1 protein-coding gene is annotated in these 1,988 nt (G+C 42.4%); it reads left to right on the top strand.

The window, feature by feature from the left end:
• The first annotated feature begins 194 nt into the window (after nt 1-194).
• Nucleotides 195-1,952: an IS1634 family transposase gene (locus B5G00_RS18380; RefSeq protein WP_087275078.1), complete on the top strand. Its 1,758-nt coding sequence runs from the start codon at nt 195-197 to the stop codon at nt 1,950-1,952.
• The last annotated feature ends 36 nt before the right edge of the window (nt 1,953-1,988 follow it).

Genomic DNA, 1,988 nt, shown 5'->3' with positions numbered 1-1,988 from the left:
CCCGTTTTCCGTCGTAGTACTAGGAAATTTCCGGCGTTTCTTTTCTTCTCTTTTTTCGTTTCTTCTTCCGTCCCTCGATTTTTCCTTTATTTACAACAGATTTTTAATGCCCTTTCGGGGCTTTTTTTATTGGAAAAATTTTTTTGATATGTTATAATAATAGTACTCTATAGCACTTTGTTCGGAGGTCAATTATGGCATACTATTTAAGAAAAGAAAAAAAGAAAAAAGGGATCTATTTACAAATGTATGAGTCCCACTGGGATAAAGAAAAGAAACAGCCACGTTCAAATAGTGTCATGGCTTTTGGCTATGTCCAGGATCTTATCTCTGACGAAATCCCCGATCCTGTCGCTTATTATACTGACTTTGTTGCCAAAAAAAATGCAGACCGTGCTGCTGCTCTCGCAGAAAAGACCCGCCCCCGTGCTTTTACTGCCCCTGTGGAATACAACCTCGGTCATTTTCTCCTCCACACACTTTTAGAAGAACTGAATGTCCGGAATGTCATAGACATCCTGGCTGCCCAGATGCGCTTCCAGTTCAGCGTTTATGATATGATCGCCCAGCTTATTTTTTCCAGGGTTATCTGTCCATGCTCCAAAGCAAAAACTGTTTCTGCCGTTTTTCCTCATCTTTACAACAGTTCCCCGATCTCGGAAGATCAGGTTTACGACGGGTTATCTTTTATCGGCGGATCCTATAAAAAATATATCGAACTCTTTAACCATTGCTATGAGCAGTACTATCAGAGGGATTTCGGCAATGTATTTTTTGACTGTACGAATTATTATTTCGAGATCGACCTGCCCTATCAGGATAAGCAGAAAGGCCCTTCCAAAGAAAACCGGCATGACCCAGTCATCGGACAGGCGCTCCTTCTGGATGCAGACCTGGTGCCGGTGGCCATGCAGATGTATCCCGGAAATGAATCTGAAAAACCTTATATCCGGAAGATCATCGAGGAAATGAAGGGCCGCTATAAAGTTTCCGGAAAGACGGTGCAGGTCGCAGATAAAGGGCTCAACTGCGCCAGGAATATTTATGCTGCCGCGAAAGAAGCGGATGACGGGTATATTTTTTCCAAGTCTGTACACGGCAGGAATTTAAGCCAGAAAGAAAAGAAATGGCTCATCCTGGAAAACGATGAAAATGTATGGAAGGATTACAGGGACAAAGATGGGAATCTCTTATTCCGCCTCAAATCCTGCGTAGATACCTTTTCTTATCACTTTGAAGAAAATGATCCTAAGACCGGAAAAGACACCACAAAGACTTTTTCAGTGACCGAAAAAAGGATCGTGTCTTACAACCCTGCACTGGCGAAAAAGCAAAAAGCGGAGATCCGAAAAATGGCAGACAAAGCTTCCGGCTATGCCACTTACAAAACCGTGGCCCGGGAAGAACTAGGGGATTCTGCGAAATACGTGAAGATCACAAACATAGACAAAAACGGGAAAAGGATAAAGCCTGTTGTAGAAATTGATAAGGAGAAGATTGAGGAAGATCTGAAGTATGCCGGATACAACCTTATGGTCACATCAGAGCTGGATATGGATCCGCTCCAGGTCTATCGGACCTATCACAGCTTATGGAAGATCGAGGAATCTTTCCGGATCACGAAGTCTTATCTGGACGCCCGTCCGGTTTATGTACATAAAAAAGAAACAATCTATGGGCATTTTTTAATCTGCTACCTTAGCTTGTTTCTTTTAAGGGTATTAGAGATCAAAGTCTTTAAAAACAAGATCAATTCCTACGATTTGATACACTTTATGCGTGACTTCCGGGTGGTAAAAATAGAAAAAGACTCCTATATCAACATATCCAGGGATCAGGCTGTCAACGAAAAAGTCAAAGAGCTGACTGGGTTGACAACCCTGGATGCACTATATCTGTCCGAAAAGGAGGTTGAAAATCTCTTCAAAAACTGTATGCTGCTTGACTCCTGAGTACTAGGTTTGGAGAAAAACGACGGAAGTCAGGTA

Origin of the sequence: Blautia sp. An46, from assembly GCF_002161645.1 — a bacterium.
Taxonomy (GTDB): Bacteria; Bacillota; Clostridia; order Lachnospirales; family Lachnospiraceae; genus Blautia; species Blautia ornithocaccae.
This window is presented reverse-complemented; position numbering and strand designations above follow the sequence as displayed.

Excerpts from the sequence above, each read along its gene's own strand:
- B5G00_RS18380 (WP_087275078.1), top strand. The coding sequence starts at position 195 with ATGGCATACTATTTAAGAAAAGAAAAAAAGAAAAAAGGGATCTATTTA.